The organism is Pseudomonadota bacterium, assembly GCA_011049115.1.
GTDB lineage: Bacteria > Desulfobacterota > Anaeroferrophillalia > Anaeroferrophillales > Tharpellaceae > DSCM01.
On the sequence record DSCM01000056.1, the window covers coordinates 1 to 21149 of the forward strand.

Genomic DNA, 21149 nt, shown 5'->3' on the forward strand with positions numbered 1-21149 from the left:
GTCACTGCGTAAAGTGACCAAAAACCGAGGCTCATTCCCTAATGACACCGCTATGCTGAAGCTGCTCTACTTGGCGTTGCATAATATTGCAAAAAAGTGGACGATGCCGATCAGGGACTGGAGAGCGGCCCTGAACCAATTCTCAATCATATTTGAAGGCCGGTTACCGGTTTACTGACAACTCAAACCCGGACCGTTTACACAAAATGCTTTACATGCCCGTAATGCACCAAAACCTGAAATCTTCAAGCTTCAATCTGAAAGCAACCACTAAATGAAAAATATCTCGTTGAATCCGATGTTCCGTTACCTGATCGTCCTGACCATCGGAGCAACCCTCGGCCTGCAGGCCTGGCGCACCCTGTTCAACAATTTTGCCGTCGAAGTGGTCCATCTCAACGGCGCCCAGATCGGGGTTATTCAATCCATTCGCGAAGTTCCCGGCTTTCTCTCCCTGCTGGCAATTTACTTTATCCTTTTCATCAAGGAACATCATCTCTCGGCTCTGTCGGTCCTCTGCCTGGGGCTCGGCATCGCGGCCACCGGCCTGCTTCCCAGCTACAGCGGCCTGATTCTGACCACTCTGATCATGAGTTCCGGCTTTCACTATTTTGAGACCACCAATCAATCCCTGACCCTGCAATACTTTGACAAACTCAGGTCGCCCCTGGTTTTCGGGGCCCAGCGGCGGGCGGCGGCGGGAGCCAACATCGCGGTCGGCATCTTTATCTATCTTGCCGAGCCCCTGACCGGCTACACACAGCTGTACCTGATTCTCGGCGGCCTGCTGGTCGTTATGGGGCTCTGGGGCTTTTCGCAGAAACCCATGGATACAAGCCTGCCGCCCCAACACAAGAGAATGATCTTGCGAAAAAAATATCGGCTCTTTTATTTCCTGACCTTCATGGCCGGAGCCCGTCGTCAGATTTTCATCGCCTTCGCGGTCTTTCTCATGGTGCAGAAATTTAAATTTTCCGTGCGCGAGGTGGCCATCCTTTTTCTGGTCAACAACGCGATTAATTTCTATCTCAGCCCCATGATCGGCAAAGCCATTGTCCGTTTCGGCGAACGCCGGGTTCTGAGCCTGGAATACAGCGCCCTGATTCTTGTCTTTCTGGGCTACACCCTGGTCCAGAGCAAAATGGCGCTCGCCGGGCTCTACATTCTCGATCATATCTTCTTTAACTTCGCCATCGCTATCCGCACCTTCTTTCAGAAAATCAGCGACCCCCGCGACGTCGCCCCGAGCATGGCGGTGGGGTTTACCATCAATCACATTTCCGCCGTGCTCATTCCGGCGCTGGGCGGTCTGATCTGGATGATCGATTACCGCCTGGTCTTCTTCGCCGGAGCCGGCATGAGCCTGATTTCCCTGCTCGCTTCGCAGTTGATTAACACCGCCACCGACTGACACGGGAGCGTTTCCCGCCACCCAATCGGGTTTCAGGCCCGCCCCTGAAGGCACTTCCGCGGGTCGCAAATTGGCGGTTTTAATTGGCGACCCGCCGGGGCCTGAGACCTCAGGTTCATTTTCGCTTTGAGAAAATAAACCCATACACGAAGAAGGAACCCCCTTCCGAAAAAAAAAGAGGACCCTGAAAAAAGCAGGGTCCTCTTTTTGCTGATGTCAGAAGAAGCGGGACAAAACCGCATTAACAGCGGCTTTCGCGCCGTCAAAGCTGCGCGCCCTTTTACCTGAACTCAGTTTCCTCAATAATCACGTCGTAACGGTAACCGGAGCCAAAGTCCTTATCGGCAGACAAGATGCCCACAGCAACCAGAATTTCCCCGACGACAGGCTGTTGCTGCGTGGTCAGCACCAGATCATGCGTGCCTTTTTCCGGAACCCCGCTGCCATCCTGCAGATGAACCCAGTTTTTCCCCATGATATTACTGGAAACCTTAACCACTTTGCCCCGAACCGTGATTTGCCGTTGGCTGAGTTCGGTCGCCCGGGCGAAAAGTTCGGCCACGGTGAAGGCATTTTGTCCCTCGGCCTTTTCAATGGCCAGATCCAGTGGCGGGACGGTTACCCGACCGGAAGATTTCATCGAGCCCATGCCCGTCATGCCGCTGGCCATACCTTCCGCCGCGCCCCCCTGCAACCCGGCGTTTCCCCCCTCACCGCCGTAACCTCCAGGGCACTCGCCGGCGACCAAGGCCGCACCCGGCGTCGGGTCCCCGCTGAGACCGGATGAAAATACGATCTCAGAAAAAGTACGGTTTAAGGTTTCACTTTTGAAATCAGCCATCACCATTCCCGGAGCCAAGGACAATGTCCGGCCGACCTCGACCTGAATTTGGGGAACGGCCACCCATCTTTCCCCGGACGCGGTTTCCAACAACACATAAGTATAGCCGCCGCTGTCCATCGTCTCCAGAACCTTACCGCTGAGAGCGGCGGAACTGGGCTGGGCTTTCTTTGCAGATTCATATTCGGAATGACCGGCGATTTTGGCGGAATGGGCGTTTTTATGATTCTGCATGACCATAAAAACTGCGGCCACCGCGATCACAAGCATCACCACAAGACCAGTTAACAGACGTTTCATTGATTCTTCTCCTTATTCTGGGTTGCCTCCGACATCCGGCGCGGCTTGCCCGGGCGGGCAAACACCGGATTTTCAAACAATACTATTGCGGTCTAATATAAACTGGTTCAAAAAAAAAGTCCAGCCCCCCAAAAATTATAATCTTCTTACCCGATCGGGCGGTGCGGTCCGCGAATAACGACCCTTACTAATTTACTTTCCTGTCATTTCAAACCGAAAATAAATGGCAAGTTCCCGTTCCGCAAGCCAGGCCGCGCGCCGCCGGAAACTTCAGCGTTCACTGATCAGACGTTCAAGCTCCTCGGCCGTCGGAACATCGCTCCTGATACCGGCCCGATACTGATTAAGCGCCCACAGATAGAGGTTCTGACGCTCATTGACCCGGACAATCTCATCGATCGCCTTCGCGTCACCGGTAAACTGGCCCGAGAGATTAACGATATCACGAAAACTCGCGGGCCTGACCTCCTGACCTCGTACCTGACGGGTTCGGGGATAGAGTTCCTCGGAGTCGGGATTGGCGGACAGGTCGATCCGGGCATAAGGTTTACGGGTGAAAACCGTCCAGGCCCGGGACTCAACCATCATTTTCGAGAGTCTGATCGGCAGATCGTCGGTAGCCAGGCCCTGCCCCGTCGGACAGGGAGAGAAAAACTCAATCAACGAGGGTCCCTTGTAAGCGATCGCCTCGATCAGAACCCGAATGGCGTACAGGGGATTGGCCAGCGACAGCCGGGCGACATAGACCCCGGGAATAACCATCGCCTGGCCGACAATTTCGCGGTGAAAATCATCCTTGCCCTGCAGCTCCATGCCGTAGGGCGAGGTTGTCCGGTTAGAGCCGAAACGACTGGCTCCCGATTTCTGAAAACCGGTATTCATATAGGCTTCGTTGTTATAGATAATCCAGGTCACGTCCTGATTTTCACCCAGAGCGAAATTGAGTCCCTGATTGCCGATATCGTAGAAGGAACCATCGCCGCCGAAGACCAGAACCTTGGTCAGCTTATCCAGATAGAGGTTGCGAAAGGCGTTGAACAGCGATACCCGGGCACCGAGCGCGGCCGCACTGGCCGTGCCGAAACCATAGTGACCGGCGGAATAAACCCTGGAGTTATAGGGGTTTCCGAGACAGGAAACCTCAGCGCAACCGGTGGCATTGATGGTATAGACATTAAAACCGTGGTCAATCATGTGCTGCAGGCCACGACCGTGTTCCCGGGTCATCAGGGCCGGAATCGAGCGATAGAAATCGGCGATCAGACGCGGATTGCGGCGTACCATCTCGGCCGCCGCGAAAACCAGGTTTTCGATGATACCTTCACCACAACCAGGACAGAGGGTATGCCCACCGGGAAGAAATTTCTGGCCCGAGTACAACAGCATGAGTTGCTGCAGATAGCGGTTTTCCTTGACATAAGGAGCTACGGTGGCACTGACGTCCATGGCGAAAACCTGTGGGTCGAGAAAATGGCTTTCCTTTTCCTTTTGCCCCTCGCTTTTATCAAGCATGGCGAAAGCCTTGCTTTTGCAGACCTCGACACAGGCCCCGCAACCCTTGCAGAACTGAGGCATAACGTTGATATTGAGATAGCATTCTTTGAAAACCGCATCTCCGTAACCGGTGAACCGACTCAGATCCAGAGGTCTGAATTGCTTTCGAGCGGCCTCCGGCAGACCATGGTATTCACGTTCGTAAAGCAAGGTGACGCGCAAGGCGTTATCCGGACAGGAGGCGATACAAAGACCACAGGCGATACATTTATCGGCCGAAAACACCGGCAGGGCGGTGCCGATCAGACTGGCGTCGTTGTACTCCGAGGTCCGGGCCGGCACGATATTATGAAACTGGTTCCAGGAAATCTCCTCGCCTCTCTGCAACGGCCGCAGCACCGTCTCGATAAAAAGCGGCCGATACTTGTCACCGAGAACCGAGGGAAAGGTCAGGGTCGCGTGCTCGTCGTTTTCGTGGTAGCCCCGGGAAAGCGGTGGATCGTAGTAGATTTTTTTCGCAGGCGGAACCTTTTCCACAGCCTTCTCAATCCCGCTCACAGCCCGAGCGGCTTTGCCCCGAGCAGCGGGAATGAGCTCGTAAGGAACTTCCAGCAGCTCCAGATTGACGTCCACCAGAACGGCTTTCGGGCCGGTGAATTTGCTCGCCAGCTCCTTGCGGAAAGCCTCAATGAAGGATTTTCCCGGCAAAAGTTCAATAATCCGGTTGATCGCGCCCAGAATCGGGGTACCCGGCAGGTTACGTTTGAGCCGGGCCAGGGAAGCACCGGTCGCATCCAGCAGGACCACATTAAACGCGGCTCCGGCCAGCAGCCGGCGCACCTCGACGGAAGCCTGGGCCTGCAACTCGGCAAAGCTCTTGCACGTATTGACGACGAGATAGCCCCCGGCCTTGATCCCCCTGATAAAACCGAGCAAACTGTCATCAAGCAGATATTTATCGTTGAAGACCGCCAGGGTTTCGACCTTACTGACATCGGAACAGTTGCGGATCGGTGCGGTGCCCACCCGGGCATTCATGACCACCATACCGCCCTTGCGGGAAGCCCCGTATTTGGCACTGGTCTGCACGTATTTGCCGGCCTTGGCGATGATCTTGGCCAGGGTTTCCTGCGCGGTTTTAACCCCTTCGGCCCCGACCCCGATAAAAGCCAGACCGACCTCGCTTTCGACAAAATCCTCGTGCACGACCTTTTCCAGAACCTGGGGACCCTTGATACCGACCGCATAGATCCCCTTGGGTTTTTGCGAGAGCATGTTTTCTATCACGGCGAAACAGTCTTCGACACTGAAATCCTGACTGCCGAGTCCGTAAATACCGGAGGTAATCACCGGATTGAACGAGCGGCCGGTACGTTCGTTGTAAGCCGCATGCTTGACATCGCGCAGCAGGTAGCGCTCATTGGCGAGTGCGGTTTTTTCGAGCACCGACACCACCTTGGCGTTCTGAATGCCGCGCGCCAGCTCCTCGGTGCAGACCGGATAAAAGAGAACCGGGCGCAACAAACCGACCGAAACCCCGCGGCCGCGATAATAATCGATGGCCTCCTTCATGGTGCCGGCCGCAGCCCCGAGACAAACCACCACGTACTCGGATTCGGCGGCATGATAATCTTCCACCACATCCAGCGTGGTTCCCAGAATCGCGTTCATGACCCGCATCGCCGCTTTGACATATTTCTTGGCGTTGAGCAGGGCCAGATCCTGCTTCATCTGGGTCGGCATGGTCGCGCCGATATCGGTGAAGGTTCCCATCAGAACGGGGTTGTCGAAATCGGGCTGGAAAAGGCGGTTGGGTTCACCGAGAAAATATTTGAGAAACTGATCGGAAACAATCTTGATATTCTCGATACTGTGGCTTTTCTGAAAACCCTCGCCCGCGACAATCGCCGGCAGCATGACCTGGCGCTGTTCAATCGCCTTGAAGGCCAGTGGAATGAGATGATGCATTTCCTGATTGTCGGCGCTCATGAACTGCAGCCAGCCGGAGCCGCGGGCGGCGTACAGATCGGCGTGACCGTTATGAATGCTGAGGCCGCCCTTGTTGAGTTCGCGGGTCTGCATGGTCATGACCACCGGCAGTCGTTTACCGGCCACCGAATACATATTTTTATATTTATAGGTCAGGCCCTGGGAAGAAGTATTGTCGGCGTAGCGCCCGCCCTGCGAAGCGGCGCCTTCAAGAAAAGCCATGGCGCCTAGTTCGCTCTCGGGCTGAAAATAGAAAATGCGCTCGCCGAAGGCATTGACAAAACCATCGGCGTAAGCCTTGGCCATACCTTCGGCAATCGGTGTCGAGGGAGTGATCGGATAACCCACCAATCCGGTAACCGTACGTTTCAGAACATTGACCGCGGCGCTGTTGCCGTCGCCGATAAAATCGCGCTGCTCGCGCATCGCGGCGAAATCCGCTCCGGCCTGTTTTTTGATATCCTCGACATAGGTATCGCAATCAAAAAGTCTGGCGCCGTTAAACGTAAATTCAAAATCCCGCCTGAAATCAACCTTTCTCCGTTTTAAAGCCATGGTTGTGCTGCTGCCTCCGATTCAATCAATAGTCACGAGTTCATCGCTGGTTAAAAAAACTATTTCGGAAAAGCTGGGAAAAGCTGGGGACACGATCCCGATTTCTTCCAGAAGCCAGGTCATGTCACCGATTTTCCTGAGAAAACTATTTAAAATCCAGGACACGAGGTCATGTCCCGGGATTTTCCTTAAACATTCAGCCCCGCCGAAAAGTCCGGGTTTCACAAACAGGTTTCGGCATGCGACCACCAGTCTGAATAGTTACGCTATTTTAAAAGTCAAAAAGCCACCGTTTCCGGAACGGCCCGACAACGACAAGCAGACGACGGCCAACCGCAGACCTGCGCAAAAGAGACCCCCTATACGCTAAAACCTAAAGCATGGCAACCTTAAATTATACATACAAGGTCTCCCAAAAACGACAATCAGCTTTAAAAATCAACACTTTAAGACAAAAATAAAAAAAACAATCAGATTCTGACTTTTTCCGGTGGTTTGCGGAGACTCCGCCTACCACCGCCAGCGGGGGATCCGAAAGCCCTAGAACCTTGTTTATTATTAATAAAAAAATTTATTGTTTGGTTGACAAAAGCCCCGGTTTCCGGATAGAAAGAGAGGCTTTAAGCAAACCGTCAGAGCCTCAAGAAGAGGCTCTGAAAAGCCAGACTTTATTACCCCGAAATGGATCGCCGCGAGCAGAGAAACAAACCACCACGGGGGCTAAGCCTGCAATCCCAAGGGCTCTCAGGGCCCGCAAATAAGTACTCTTAACCGTACCTATTCGTTTTTTCAAACCGGAACGTATGGTTAAGACACTAAAAACAAGAGGACTATACCAATGAAGGTAAGCGAAATCATGAACCGGGAGGTTTTGTCCGTTACCCCCCAGGATCGGGTTTGCGATGTAATCGATCTGTTTCTCGAAAAAAATATAACCGGGGCCCCCGTCGTCGACCGAGGCGAGGTCGTCGGCATTATTTCCCGCAAGGACATTCTGCCCCTGATCACGACGTTTGATCTTGACTGCAGCTCCCTGGAACAGATTCGTCGCACCTGCTCCCACTATGTCTCCAACCACATGCAAAGCAAAGTGGTCACGGTGCAACCGGTCGAGGCGGTTGAAAAATGCGCCCTGATCATGACCGACAATCACATCAACCGCCTGCCGGTGGTCGAAAACGGCAAACTGGTCGGCATCGTCACTCGCGGAGACATTCTGAAAGCCCTGGCCCAGTGCTGCGCCTGCCAGATATAATCAGGCCGGCAGACCGGAAGAAACAAAAAAGGCAGATCCCTTCCGGGACCTGCCTTTTAACGGCTCTCGAATAAGTGAGCCGACCCTTTCCCACCGACCGCCCTTACAAGCCCCCACTGCCGAAAAAACTGTTATAAGCCAGCTTCTGCAAAGCCTCGACACTGCTCAAGGCCCGCTTCAGCTGCGCCTGTCCGGACTTGTTCAAAGCCTCGGGATCGAGATAATAGTCGTATTTGCTCCCGGTGACAATGGCTTCCACCTGGGAAATCATTTTCGCATGCGCGAGAGTACAATAGGCCTGTCGCAGACTGCAGGAGAGTTCAGTCTCGAAATGCCCCTGTTTTTCCAGCAGCCGGAGCCGTTCAACCGTGTTGGTTTCAATAAAACCATACTTCAGGGCGAAAACCCGGGCCGTCATGATCAAAGGAGCCCAGCCGAATAATTTGACATTGAATTTACCCTGATGCGGACCGCTTTTCTCCAGACGAAAATTCCGAAACAAGGTCAGGGCGACATTGGACATGACGGCGCTGCGCGCCATCACCATCAAAGCCCCGAAATTATCGCGAATCATGGTATGGACCTTTTCTATCAGCCGCTGCCCCAGGGCCCGCGACCCGGTACAATACGTGATATCCATCAGAATAATAACCCGCAGCAGATTATCCTGGCTCTGATCGTGAAAAATCTCTTCCAACTGCCGCCGCCAGTCGCCGAACGACCCCCGCCAGAGGGGGTTTGAAGGCATGATGTTGCCGGTACACAGAGCGAAACCGACCTGATCGAGGGCGTTCACGGCTTCGACGGCAAAATGCTCAAAATAAGCGTCGATTTCGGGAGAACCGTCGAGTTTGTAAACCAGAGCGTTATCCTGGTCCGTGAAAAAGGTCTGTTCCCGGCGACCGTCGCTGCCCATGTTGAACCAGGCGAACTCGCAGGGCACCGGGTGCAGCCGCCGACTGATCAGAGTGATCACCTTTTCCGTCAGCCGGTGCCGATAGGAGGTAATCAGGGAATGAATTTCCATCACCCCAACCCCCTTGAGAAACAGTTCCACGGCAATGACATTCAGCCGGCGATGCAGCTCGACCAGTTCATCGAGTTCTTCAACCAACGCCACTCTTTCCGTCAGCCTGACAACCTCCGCCCGGCGCACCCGAAGATACTTGCGACGCTCTTCCAGCACCGCGCAGCCCTGATCCAGCGAAGCCAGATGGGCTTCAAGATCAGGGAAAAATTCGCACTCCGGCAGAGCCAGAAGCGCGCCCAGTCGCGCCATGTCATCGACATTGACGCCGGCTTTGAACTGTCGGTAAAGCTGGCTGAAATCGGCGGAGTGATAAGCGGTAGGCATAATGATTCAGAGGCCAGGCTTTCTTGGGCTGAAATTGACCCTGCAAACAAACACGCCCGCCTGTCTCAATACTTTCAAGCTCAAGTCGGGTTTATCCAAGATAGACAATCGGCAAAAAAAAATCCACAAAAAAAAGAGAAGGGGAGCTTACGCTCCCCTTCTCCAGTCGTCCTCGGATCAGCTCAAAGCGACCAAACGATCAATCAAACTTGACACCATGCACCTGTTCACACAGATACTTGCGAATTTCCATCGACGGCGGCGGGGTCATCAGGGAGACCACGATATTACTCAGCAGCGCGACCGGCATCAGAATCAGCGAGGAAGAGGTGAACGGAATCAACTGCGACAGCCAGTGATCATTGCCCTTGCCCCAGAAGAAGAAGAAGGCGGTCAGCACCAGGCCGACGAGCATACCGGCGATACAACCATACTTGTTGGAACGGCCCCACCAGACCCCCAGCAGAAAAGTCGGGAAAATCGTGTTCCCGGCGATGGCGAAGGCCATGGCCACAATCTGGGCGATCAGGGCAAAGGGTTTCAGGGCGAAAGCGATAACCACCAGACCCAGGGCGAAAACCGCGACTTTGGAAATCAACATCCGGACCGACTCGGTGGCGTTGGGGTTGATCACCCGATAGTAAATGTCATGCGACGTAGCCGAACCGGCGGCCAGCAGCAGACCGGAAACCGTGGAAAAGGCCGCGGAAATCGCGCCGGCAGCCAGATAGCCACAGAACCACTGGGGCAGGCCGGCATTTTCCGCGGCCGTGACGACGATGGCGTCGGCTAGAGCCTGCACCGGCTGCAAGCCGGAGATCGCGTTCTGAACGCGGGCGAAAGCGGCGTAGGCCGGCGAACTCCAGTAGAGCAGGCCGATGAAGAACAGACCCCAGACCACCGACCAGCGGGCATCACGGGTATTGGGCACGACATAGAAACGGGAAAGCACGTGCGGCAGTCCGGCGGTGCCGACCATCAGGGTGAAACAGAGAGCAATCCATTTATAAGTGCTGGCCACCCCCCAGGGCTGCACATATTGAACATTGCTGGGATCGGAGGCGTATTTGTGCGCCAGATCCCAGACGGCGGCGCCATAACCGATCTCCGGAATCAGATAAAAGTAACCCATTTTCTTGGCGATGAACACCAGCGGCAGGATGAAGGCGGAAATAATAACAAAATACTGGAACTGCATGTTCTTGGTCGCCCCGAGCATTCCGGCGATGATGATGTAAGCCAGAACCACGGCGGTGCTGACAAAAACCGAAGTCGCGTAGTTCATGCCGAAAACCCAGGAAAACATCAGGGCGATACCCTTGTACTGGGCGATGGCGTAGGTCAGAGAGATGATGATCGCGGTGACCGCGGCCAGAATCCGGGCGGCGTTTGATTCAAAACGGTCGCCGATGAAATCTGCCGCCGTGTACTTGCCGAAACGGCGAATCTGGCCGGCCATCAGCACCAGCAGCATAACATAGCCGCCGGTCCAGCCGACTACGTAGGCCAGCGCGAAATAACCTTTGAGATAGAGCAGACCGGCCATACCGAGAAAACTGGCGGCGCTCATCCAATTACTGGCGATCGCGGCTCCGGCCCCGATGCGGCCGATGCCCCGGCCTGCGGCCCAGTAATCATCCTGATCCTTGGCTTTATGCCCGACTCCGATCCCGACAAAGGCGACCAGAACAATAACCAGAATGATCGCCGGTCCTAATTTAAATCCAGTTGAGATAGCAGCTTGCATATGAAACTCCTTGTCCTTTCAACCCGTCTTCAGCCTCAGCCGACGGCCTGAAGCGAAGCGGTACGGTTTCTCCATCAGACCTCACCTTATTCAGAAAATGTCGCCCTTGCCCATGCGGTCTTCCAGACCATCAATCAGGATATTGAACCAGATACAGAGCAGGATGTAAAGAATGATCAGAAACTGCCCGGTAAACCAGTAATGAAAGGGAAAACCGAGAAACTGCATGTCGGTAAGGAAACTCTCTCCCTGAGGATTGCGCTCGACAATTTTCAGCAGGATCTGAAAACCATAGGTCGCCACCCCCCAGACCGCCAGGATCACCCAGATGTAGACAACCTCGGTTTTCTGAAAAGTACCCAGAGGCTTAAAAATATTGATTTGATATTTATCGTCGCTCATTATCCAACTCTCCTCCCAAAAAATTATTGAGTCCGCTTTCCCGGCCCAGCCGCAGTCGCAAAGAAAATAAAAAGGATAGCAACAAAGCGAAAGCACCGCACCGTTTTTTCACCAGCCAACATCGACCGAGCCCCGCGCCCTCCGCTTTTTGCACACCTCCTTTCCCGGACGGGCCCTCCCTTCCGGTCCATAACAAGGCCTTGGGGATTTTTTTAACCTTACAACTTACGCTGATAAGTAAAACATTGTTCCCCCTTATGTCAAGGAAAAAACACCATTTTACATTCTCTTTTTAAAAAAATTACGCACCGCCATTAAAGATAATAATAGTTTTTAATATTAACTAGTTACATAGAAAAAAGCTAGTCATAAAATGCACAAAACGGCATTCCGCATAACCCTTATTTTCACAAGGCAGCTCTAGGCGCGACAAACCGGGAAATTCGGATGAAAGCTGAAAATCCGAGGTCATTAAAACGCCGACTCCACTTTTTATCACCGGAGACACCCGACCCGATCCTTTTTCCACGCATGCCTCACCACCGGCTAGAGAGCGAAAGCGCTGGGCGGATTTTCCCGGCGGCAAAGCCCTACGTTTTGGTTGATTGAAAAAGCAAAGCCGTGTATGATGGTTCCGCCTACAGAATCAATCGCCTTCCGCTCCCGGATAAAACAGGCCGCTGTTTTCCGGAACAGAACTTGCTTTGTCTTCGACCCAAACCGCGAACGGATAAATTCATGATCACACCTGAAGCCAACAAACGCATCGGCGAACTGCTGATCAACGCCAAACTGATCGACCAGGACCAACTCAAGCGCGCCCTGGCGGAACAGAAAACGAACCCCGGCCGCCTGGGCTCGGTTCTGGTGCGCCTGGGCTATATCAATAGTGAAGACTTGGTTAATTTTTTAAGCGTTCAGTTCGGAGTCCCCTCGGTCAATCTGCAAAATTTCGCCATCAGCAGCGAGATCATCGATCTCGTTCCCAGCGAACTGGTCAACAAATATCTGATTATCCCGATCAATCGGATCGGCTCGACCCTGATTGTCGCGGTCAGCGACCCCACCGATCTCTCGGCCATCGATGACATTAAATTCATCACCGGCTACAATGTTGAAATCACGGTGGCTTCCGAATTCTCCATCAAAGAGGTCATCGACCGTTTCTACAATTCCTCTTCCATGCTGGATGACATTATCGCCGAGTTTGACGATTCCGAACTGGAGCTGGTGCACGATGAAGACCAGCTTGACACCTCCGCGCTCAAAAAAGAGACCGAAGATGCCCCGGTCATTCGTCTCGTCAACAAGATCATGGTCGACGCCATCCGCCGGGGCGCCAGCGATATTCACGTCGAGCCTTACGAAAACTTCTTTCGCGTCCGCTACCGCATAGACGGGGTTTTATATGAAATCATGAAGCCCCCGATGAAGCTTAAAAACGCCATTCTCTCACGCATCAAGATCATGTCGGAACTCAATATCGCCGAACGGCGCCTGCCTCAGGACGGCCGCATCAAAATGAAACTCGGCAAAGGCAAATCGATGGATATGCGGGTTTCGGTGCTGCCCACCCTGTTCGGGGAAAAGATCGTCATGCGCCTGCTCGACCAATCCAACCTGCAACTTGACATGACCAAGCTCGGCCTTGAACCGGCCATGCTCGAAAAGGTTGAAGACGCGATTCACCAACCCTACGGCCTGATTCTGGTCACCGGCCCGACCGGCAGCGGCAAAACCACGACCCTTTACTCGGCCCTGAGCGAGCTCAACAAAATTTCAGAAAACATCATGACGGCCGAGGATCCGGTCGAATTCAACCTGCCCGGCATCAATCAGGTTCAGGTTCGGGAATCGATCGGCCTGACCTTCGCGGCGGCCCTGCGCTCCTTTCTCCGCCAGGATCCCGATATTATCCTGGTCGGGGAAATGCGCGACCTGGAAACCGCCGAAATCAGCATCAAGGCGGCCCTGACCGGCCATCTGGTGCTTTCCACCCTACACACCAACGACGCGCCCAGCAGTATCTCCCGCATGATCAACATGGGCATCGAACCTTTTCTGATCGTTTCCTCGGTCTCCCTGATCGTGGCCCAGCGCCTGGCCCGCAAGGTCTGCCAGAAGTGCTGCCACAAAGAAGAGGTTCCGGTGCGCGCCCTGATCCAGGCCGGCATGAACCCGGAAACCGCGGAACACGCGGTCTGCCTTAAAGGCGAAGGTTGCGAGGAGTGCAATCGCACCGGCTACAAGGGTCGAATCGCGCTTTATGAAATCATGACTTTGAGCGAGGAACTTAAAATCGCCATTATCAACGGGGCCAACACCATGGAGCTGAAAGCCATGGCTATCAAGAACGGCATGAAAAGCCTGCGCCAGAGCGGCCTCAGCAAACTCATCGAAGGAACCACCAGCTTTGCCGAGGTGCTGCGGGTTTCGGCTCGGGATTAACCACCATAAATCGCAAAAAGGACGTCACCATCATGGCCAGCCTACATGAACTCCTGAAAATCATGATCGAAAACGGGGCTTCCGACCTTCATCTGACGGTTGCCAGCCCCCCCCAGATAAGAGTCGACGGCACCCTCCGCCCCCTCGACATGCCGCCCCTGAACGCCAACGACACCAAACAAATGTGCTACAGCGTCCTCACCGACAACCAGAAACACCGCTTTGAAAAGGACAACGAGCTCGACCTTTCTTTCGGGCTGAAGGGGGTCAGCCGTTTTCGCGCCAACATCTTCGTGCAGCGCGGCACCGTGGCCGGCGCTTTTCGCGCCATTCCTTACGAAGTCAAACCCTTCAACGAACTGGGCCTGCCTCCGATCGTTCAGGAGCTGATGCGCAAACCCAGCGGCCTGATCCTGGTCACCGGTCCGACCGGCAGCGGCAAAAGCACCACCCTGGCCTCCATGATCGATCAGGTCAATCAAGAACGCCACGAACATATCATCACGATAGAAGATCCGATTGAATTTATCCATACCCATAAAAATTGCATCGTCAACCAGCGCGAGGTCAAAGCCGACACCGAAGATTTCAGCAAGGCCCTGCGCTACATTCTGCGTCAGGATCCGGATGTCGTCCTGGTCGGCGAACTCCGTGACCTGGAAACCGTGGCCTCCAGCCTGACGGTCGCCGAAACCGGCCATCTGACCCTGGCGACCCTACATACCAATTCCTGCGCCCAGACCATCAACCGCATCATCGACATCTTTCCTTCGCACCAGCAGCCCCAGATCCGTTCGCAGCTTTCCTTTGTCCTGCAGGCGGTTATCTCCCAGCAGCTTCTGCCTCGTCGCAGTGGGCACGGACGGGTCCTGGCTCTGGAACTAATGGTTCCCAACGCGGCGATCCGCAACCTGATTCGCGAAGACAAGATTCATCAGATTTATTCACAAATGCAGGTCGGCCAGAGCAAATTTTCAATGCAGACCATGAACCAGTCTCTGGCTAATCTCTACCAAACCGGCAAGGTAACCATCGAAGACGCCTTCGCCAAAAGCAATGACATCATGGAACTCAAACAGATGCTGGGACAGGGAATCTAAGCGCGAAGCAGACGCCATACAAATAAAGGGGCTTGATCATGATTACTTATAAGTGGCAGGGCAAGAATCGGCAGGGCAAAAAAGTCAAGGGAGAGCTTGAGGCCGTCTCCGAGAATATTGTCATCATGAGCCTGCGCAAGCAGGGCATCAGCGACCTTAAAATCAGAAAAAAGCCCAAGGATATCGAGATTAACCTGCCGTTTTTCAAGGCCAGTGTCCCGGACAAGGATGTCGTGGTCTTCACGCGCCAGTTCGCGACCATGATCAATTCCGGTCTGCCGATCATCCAATGCCTGGAAATCCAGTCCACGCAGCAGGAGAACAAGGAGTTTAAAAAGGTCCTGACGAACATCAAGGAAAATGTCGAAAAGGGCGAGACCCTGGCCGACGCCCTGCGCCGGCATGACAAGGTTTTCGACCCGCTTTACGCCAATATGGTTGAAGCCGGGGAAACCGGCGGCGCCCTCGACGTGATCCTCGGCCGCCTGGCCTTTTTCATGGAAAAGAATCTGAAACTGAAAAAAAAGGTCAAGGGCGCCCTGGTCTATCCCGCCTCGGTCGTCGCCGTCGCGATCATCGTCATCGCTATCATGATGATTTTCGTCATCCCCTCGTTTCAGAAAATGTTTTCCGGCTTCGGCGCCGAGCTGCCCCTGCTGACCCAGATCATCGTCAACCTGAGCGCCTTCCTGCGCAACAATATCATTTTTATTGTCGCGGCGCTTTTCAGCGCGGTTTTCAGCTTGCGAAAGGTTTACGCCAAGAGCGAAAAAGCGCATTTCTTCTTTGACAATCTCTTTCTCAAGCTGCCGATTTTCGGAATTCTCCTGCGTAAGGTCGCGGTCGCCAAATTTACCCGCACCCTGGGAACCATGGTCTCCAGCGGGGTGCCGATCATGACCTCACTCGAAATCGTGGCCCGCACCGCCGGCAACGTGGTTATTGAAAAAGCCATTCTCGCCACCCGAGAAAGCATTAGCCAGGGCAAGACCATCGCCGAACCGCTGATGGACAGCGGTATTTTTCCGCCCATGGTGGTGCAGATGATCTCAGTCGGAGAAACTACCGGCGCCCTGGACCAGATGCTCAACAAGATCGCCGACTTCTATGACGACGAGGTCGACACTGCGGTCAGCGCCATCACCTCCCTGATCGAGCCCCTACTGATGGTCTTTCTCGGGGGAATTCTCGGAACCATGATCGTTGCCATGTATCTGCCGATTTTTAAAATGGGTGAAGTCGTCCACTGATGCAGGCCGCCGGATCATGAAAGACACCGAATTTTCCGCCTCCCCCCTGCGACAGCTGCTGATTTTTCGCCTGTTCCTCATCTCGCTGCTGCTGGGGGTTCTGATTCTGATCGAAGGCATCTGGCCCCAGAAACCAGACCCGATTCCAATTCCGCTGTACAGCTTCATTGCCCTGAGCTACCTGCTGACCATTTTTCACGCCGTCAGCCTGAAAAGAAAACAGCCTCCGGAACCCCTGATCCAGCAACAGCTGCTGCTGGACGCCACCCTAATTGCCGGCTTGATCTACCTGACGGGGGGATTCTACAGCCTGTTTTTTCCTTTTTTCTACTTCATCATTCTCGGCGGCACCCTCTACCTGAAAAGCCAGCAAACCGTAACCCTGCTTTTCTACTGCACCTTCCTCTATCTACTGATTATCTTCACTCACATTCACAATCCCCTGCAAGAGCTGCTGCCGTTGCCGCCGCTGTTCAGCAGCAACCGTAAGATCGTCTCCCAGCTCTTCTTCAATCTGGCTCCGTTCTATCTGACCGCTTTCATTCTGCGGGTGATCGCCAAAGAAAGAGTCAGCACCCGTAAGCGCCTGCAACAGGTGACCAGCGACCTGCAGGACTTCAGGGATCTGAACGAACATATCATCGCCTCGATCGACAGCGGCCTGATCACCACGGATCAGCAGTTAAATATTGTTTCGATCAATCCCGCCGGCAGCACCCTTCTCGGTCGCAGCGCCGAGGAAATCAAGCAGCTCGGGCTGGCGCAAGTCATCCCCGACCTGCCAGAGCCAAGCACTGGCAATCAACGTCGCCAACGTCATGAAATCAATTACCAGTCCCCGCGGGGAGAGCGGCTCGTGCTGGGTTTTTCCTTTACTCCCCTGCGCCACAGCCGACAACACCAACCGGGCTGGATCATTAGTTTCCGGGATCTGACCAACCTGAAAGAAATCGAAGAACGTCTTCAGGCGGCCCGCAAGATGACGGCTATCGGTCGTCTGGCGGCCGGCATCGCTCACGAAATCAGGAATCCGCTGGCCGCGATCAGCGGTTCCATCGAGATTCTGGCCCGGGACCTGCCGCCCGGAGACGACATTCGGCAACGCCTGCTGCAGATCGTTTTGCGGGAAAGCAGCCGCCTTGATCATCTGATCAGCGATTTTCTGAGTTTTTCCCGACTCGAAGGCAAAGAGCAACACGAGGTCAAGGTCATCAAACGGCTGCGCGACCTGGTTTTTCTCTTTCATTCGCAGTTTCCTGAGATCTCCTTTCACGAAGATTACGAGGACGAGGATTTTACCATCCTGGCCAATCCGGAGCAACTTGAACAAATCTTCTGGAACCTCTGTAAAAACGCCCTGGAGGCGGTCGGCCAGAATGGCCGGATACAGATTCTCAGCCGAAACCTCAGGTTTGAGTCCCAGGGCGAGACCGACGCTAAAGCCACGCCGCAAATCACCGAAAGCGCAAACCACGCCATACAGATCTCCATCATTGACGATGGTCCCGGAATCAGCGATGTTTCCCAGATTTTCGAACCTTTTTACAGTACCAAGGATCAAGGCACCGGCCTTGGCCTTTACATTGTTTTTCAACTGACCCGCATTAACCACGGCGAGATTCTGATCAATAACCGGGATGACGGTCGCTCCGGGACCTGCGCCAGGATCAGGTTTCCGGGGCTGATCAAAACCGAGCCCGAAAAATCGCTTTCCCTTAAACCGCGAAACCCGGCGGACCACAGCGCCGGTTGCAAAGAGGCATCCGCGACATGAGCAATCCGGCCAAGGCTGAAAAACATCCGCCGATTCATATCATGGTGGTCGATGACGAAATCAGCATGTGCGAATTTCTCGAAATCATTCTGGCCCGCAACGGCTACCTGGTCAGCGGTTTTACCGACCCCGTCGCCGCCATCAGAACCCTGGAACACGAAACTTACGACCTGATCATCAGCGACCTCAGGATGCCCGCCATGACCGGCCTGGAGCTCTTACGCACGGTAAGAAAAAAATGCCCGGCAACCGAAATCATCATGATCACCGCCTTCGCCTCGACGAGCACGGTGATCGAGGCCATGAAAAGCGGAGCTTTTGATTATATCAGCAAACCCTTCAAGGTTGACGAGATTCTCCTGACCGTGGAAAAGGCTCTGAAAAGTTCAGAGCTGCAAAGGGAAAACCTGAGACTGCGCCAAGCCCTCGAAAAACGTTTCGGTTTTGACAATCTGATCGGCAAAAGCAAGACGATGATGGATATCTATGAAATCATCAAACAGGTAGCTCCGACCAAGACCAACATTCTGATCTGCGGCGAATCGGGCACCGGCAAGGAACTCGTGGCTCAGGCCATCCATTTTTCCGGGCCGCAAAAGGAAAAACCTTTCGTCGCGGTCAACTGCGCCGCGATTCCCGTGAACCTGCTGGAAAGCGAGCTTTTCGGCCACACCAAAGGCGCCTTTACCGGCGCCGTCAGCGAAACCGAGGGCTACCTGCAGGCGGCCGACGGAGGCACCCTGTTCCTGGATGAAATCGCCGAGATTCCTCCGATCCTGCAAGTCAAGATTCTCCGTGTCATTCAGGAAAAACGTTTTCAGAAGGTCGGCAATCCCAGGGAACTTCAGGTTGATCTGCGCTTTATCGCGGCCACCAACCGGGATCTGCAGAAAGCGGTCGACAGCGGGGAATTCCGTCAGGATCTTTTCTACCGACTCAATGTCATTCGCCTTGACCTGCCCCCCCTGCGCCGGCGCATGGAAGATATTCCGCTGCTGCTGCGTCACTTTCTGCAGATTTATTCCAGGGAATACCAGAAGGAACTGGAGGGGTTCAGCCCGGAAGCCACTCAGGCCCTGATGAATCATGACTATCCCGGCAATATTCGGGAACTGGAAAATATCGTCGAGCGTTGCGTCGTCCTGGAAAACAGCCGGCGAATAGAATTCGCCACCCTGCCGCCGGTCGTCCAGCAGAAAGCCCCCTACAGCAGCCCCACCCGGACCATCCTCCCCGCTACGGGCCTTGATCTGGAAGAAATCGTCACCCAACTGGAAATCGACCTGATTAAACAGGCTCTCGCCCAATGCCAGGGTAATAAGACCAAGGCGGCGACGCTTCTCGGTCTGAGTTTTCGTTCACTGCGCTACCGCCTCGACAAATATGGGATAACATAACATGGGCCTCAGCCAGCTGGAAAAGATTTTCAATCCCCAGGTGATCGCCGTAGCCGTAGCCGAAACCGCAGAGCCCGCCCCCGACCTTAAGACCCAGATTCTGTGCGGCAATCTGCATGACACCGCCCGTCCGCGCACCCTTTACCGGATCGGCCCGGGCCCGACCCGGGAAGGCTTTCTGGCGGTAAGCCGAACCGAGGAAATTCGGGAAGAAATCGACCTTCTCTTCCTCACCTGTCCTCTCCGGCAGCTGCCGGCTTATTTCAAACCGGAAATCCTCGGCAAAACCTCGACCATCGCCATCACCAAGAATATCACCGCCAGCGAAGATCGCCGTATTCTGCAAGAGATCGCCGCCTGCGCCCGTCGCTACAACACCCGCATCATCGGGGTTAATTCCAGCGGCATTCTCCGGCCCCCGATTCAGCTCAATCTCTCCACCCATCCGCATCTGCCGAAAGCCGGCCGCCTGGCTTTTTTCTCGCAAAGCGGCGCGGTTCTCGGCACGATTCTGGATCTCGCCCAGGAGCTCGATCTCGGCTTCAGCCATGTTGCCGGCATCGGCTCCCTGCTCGACATCAACTTCGGCGACCTCATCGACTTTGTCGGCGACAATCCTGAGGTTGACGCCATTCTTCTTTATCTGGAAAATATCCGCGACGTCAGGAAATTCATCAGCGCCTGCCGCTCCGTCTCCCGCGTCAAGCCGATAATCGCCATCAAAAGCGGTCGCCACCCCAGAATCCACGAGGTCATGCACCGGCGGGTTTTCGCCAAGATCGGATCGGGACCGGTTTACGACAGCGCTTTTCGCCGGGCCGGAATCATTTCGGTAGACAATCTCAAGGAACTTCTTCTTGCCGGCCGCTCCCTGTCCCGGCGCAACATTCCGGTCGACGACCGCCTCGGCATCATCACCAATTCCGGCGGCCTGGCCATTTTCGCGGTCGACAATCTGCTTTTCAGCGAAATCGAGCCCACGCCCCTGTCGAAGGAACTGACCGCCCGCCTGCGACGGATTCTACCCCATAAGCTGATTCAGAATCCCCTGGATGTCGGCGGCGCCACCGATACCGCAAGCTTTGCCGCCGCCGTCCAGGCCTGTCTTGAATCCCGGGAATTCGATGCGCTGATCATTCTCGCCGCGGCCCATCAAAATCTTCAGCCCCGAGCTCTGATCGCCCGGATTCAGGAACAACTGCAGCATGATTTCTGCTCCGTCACCTACACATGGATCAACGCCGACGCCCGCGACCGGCGCCGGGCCGCCTCCCTGGCGAATCAGGGCATTTATGTATATTTCAGTGTGCCGGCCGCGCTCAATGCCTATCTTTACAGCCGCCGTTATCGCCATAAGCTGAACCAGCTCACCGCCCTGACTCCGCGTTTTCACAAAGCATACAGGATCGAACATCTGGCCGATCGTGATTTTCTTAAACCTTTTCTGACGGATGAGGTAAGCGAACTGCCCCCGTCTCCGACCCGCGCCCTCATGCAGACCTACGGCCTCATAATCGACCCGCGCGAGGACGATCTGCCCCGCAACCATCTCGCCCTTGAAGCCGGGGGCGATACCGATGTCGAGTTCGGCCCCTATCTCTATCTGGCCCTGCACGGCGTAGCCGCCGAAATTCAACCCGAACAATCCATCATGCTGCCGCCGCTCAACCCCTTTCTGGCCCGAGTCATGATCTCGCGTTCAGCCGCAGGCCGGGCCATGGCCCGGCGCAGTCCCGAAGCAAATGAAGATCTGGCGATTATCCTGCTCCGTCTGGCCAGTATCATGACTGATTGTCCCGAGGTTTACGGGCTGCGCTGCGTCCTGCTGGAAA

At 54.6% G+C, this 21149-nt stretch carries 14 protein-coding genes; 9 read left to right on the forward strand and 5 right to left on the reverse strand.

Annotation, left to right across the window (positions count from 1 at the left end):
• Positions 1–178, forward strand: a 178-nt coding sequence (locus tag ENN66_04850; protein ID HDS15929.1) for a transposase, incomplete at its 5' end; no start/stop codon positions are given.
• 96 nt (positions 179–274) lie between these two features.
• Positions 275–1411, forward strand: a complete 1137-nt coding sequence (locus ENN66_04855) for an MFS transporter (protein ID HDS15930.1) — start codon at positions 275–277, stop codon at positions 1409–1411.
• A 280-nt stretch (positions 1412–1691) separates the two neighbouring features.
• Here the strand turns inward: ENN66_04855 and ENN66_04860 are convergent, their stop codons facing one another.
• Together ENN66_04860 and ENN66_04865 are read right to left on the reverse strand one after the other, a co-directional pair.
• Positions 1692–2552 carry a DNA-binding protein gene (locus tag ENN66_04860; protein HDS15931.1) on the reverse strand — a complete coding sequence of 287 codons (861 nt, stop codon included), beginning with the start codon at positions 2550–2552 and terminating at the stop codon, positions 1692–1694.
• A gap of 270 nt (positions 2553–2822) precedes the next feature.
• Positions 2823–6590: a 4Fe-4S dicluster domain-containing protein gene (locus ENN66_04865; protein ID HDS15932.1), complete on the reverse strand. Its 3768-nt coding sequence runs from the start codon at positions 6588–6590 to the stop codon at positions 2823–2825.
• Between the two features lie 838 nt (positions 6591–7428).
• Between ENN66_04865 and ENN66_04870 the strand changes: the two genes are divergently transcribed.
• Positions 7429–7845: a CBS domain-containing protein gene (locus ENN66_04870; protein HDS15933.1), complete on the forward strand. Its 417-nt coding sequence runs from the start codon at positions 7429–7431 to the stop codon at positions 7843–7845.
• A 103-nt stretch (positions 7846–7948) separates the two neighbouring features.
• On the opposite strand, the gene ENN66_04875 is transcribed toward ENN66_04870, so the two are convergent.
• The 3 genes from ENN66_04875 to ENN66_04885 all read right to left on the reverse strand — a co-directional run bounded on the left by ENN66_04875 (position 7949) and on the right by ENN66_04885 (position 11348).
• A complete protein-coding gene (locus ENN66_04875; protein ID HDS15934.1) occupies positions 7949–9199 on the reverse strand; it encodes a hypothetical protein in 1251 nt (416 codons plus the stop codon).
• A 199-nt stretch (positions 9200–9398) separates the two neighbouring features.
• Entirely contained in the window at positions 9399–10946 is a 1548-nt protein-coding gene (locus tag ENN66_04880; protein HDS15935.1) for a cation acetate symporter, read from the reverse strand.
• A 90-nt stretch (positions 10947–11036) separates the two neighbouring features.
• Positions 11037–11348, reverse strand: coding sequence for a DUF4212 domain-containing protein (locus ENN66_04885; protein HDS15936.1), 312 nt, complete (start codon positions 11346–11348; stop codon positions 11037–11039).
• Between the two features lie 738 nt (positions 11349–12086).
• Between ENN66_04885 and pilB the strand changes: the two genes are divergently transcribed.
• The 6 genes from pilB to ENN66_04915 all read left to right on the forward strand — a co-directional run.
• A complete protein-coding gene (gene pilB / locus ENN66_04890; protein ID HDS15937.1) occupies positions 12087–13796 on the forward strand; it encodes a type IV-A pilus assembly ATPase PilB in 1710 nt (569 codons plus the stop codon).
• Between the two features lie 32 nt (positions 13797–13828).
• A complete protein-coding gene (locus ENN66_04895; GenBank protein HDS15938.1) occupies positions 13829–14896 on the forward strand; it encodes a type IV pilus twitching motility protein PilT in 1068 nt (355 codons plus the stop codon).
• 38 nt (positions 14897–14934) lie between these two features.
• Entirely contained in the window at positions 14935–16146 is a 1212-nt protein-coding gene (locus tag ENN66_04900; GenBank protein HDS15939.1) for a type II secretion system F family protein, read from the forward strand.
• Positions 16147–16162: 16 nt separating this feature from the next.
• Positions 16163–17920, forward strand: a complete 1758-nt coding sequence (locus tag ENN66_04905) for a PAS domain S-box protein (GenBank protein ID HDS15940.1) — start codon at positions 16163–16165, stop codon at positions 17918–17920.
• Positions 17917–19317, forward strand: coding sequence for a sigma-54-dependent Fis family transcriptional regulator (locus ENN66_04910; protein HDS15941.1), 1401 nt, complete (start codon positions 17917–17919; stop codon positions 19315–19317). Before ENN66_04905 ends, ENN66_04910 begins: the two co-directional genes overlap by 4 nt.
• 1 nt (position 19318) lies before the next feature.
• Positions 19319–21149 (forward strand): hypothetical protein (locus tag ENN66_04915; GenBank protein ID HDS15942.1); only part of this gene is annotated, 1831 nt, incomplete at its 3' end.